This is a genomic window from Affinundibacterium nitidum, from assembly GCF_014284155.1.
GTDB classification, from domain to species: Bacteria; Pseudomonadota; Gammaproteobacteria; order Burkholderiales; family Burkholderiaceae_D; genus Undibacterium; species Undibacterium nitidum.
Genome location: NZ_JACOFZ010000052.1, coordinates 1 through 277 on the forward strand (window position 1 = coordinate 1; position 277 = coordinate 277).

1 rRNA gene is annotated in these 277 nt (G+C 41.5%); it reads right to left on the reverse strand.

From position 1 onward, the window contains the following. Positions 1–198: 198 nt before the first annotated feature. Positions 199–277: ribosomal RNA gene (locus H8K36_RS18985) — 23S ribosomal RNA — on the reverse strand; the annotation flags it as partial.

Below are 277 nucleotides of genomic sequence, written 5' to 3' on the forward strand. Positions count from 1 at the left end.
GGGACCAACTTGCTATAGTCATCAGGCATAACTTGTTGATTTGTTGAGAGCGCGTTGTTTTGTCGCTTTCAGCAAATCCAATTGGGAAGAAGTAGACGATGTTATCGTCAGAAATAATCGGTTGTGATTGCTCAAACTTACGTTTAGCACACACTTTTGTAATACTTGTCGTAGTTATCTATAACTGACCAAAGTTATAGGGACAAGCCGTACGGGCAATTAGTACTGGTTAGCTTAATGCATTACTGCACTTCCACACCCAGCCTATCAACGTCCT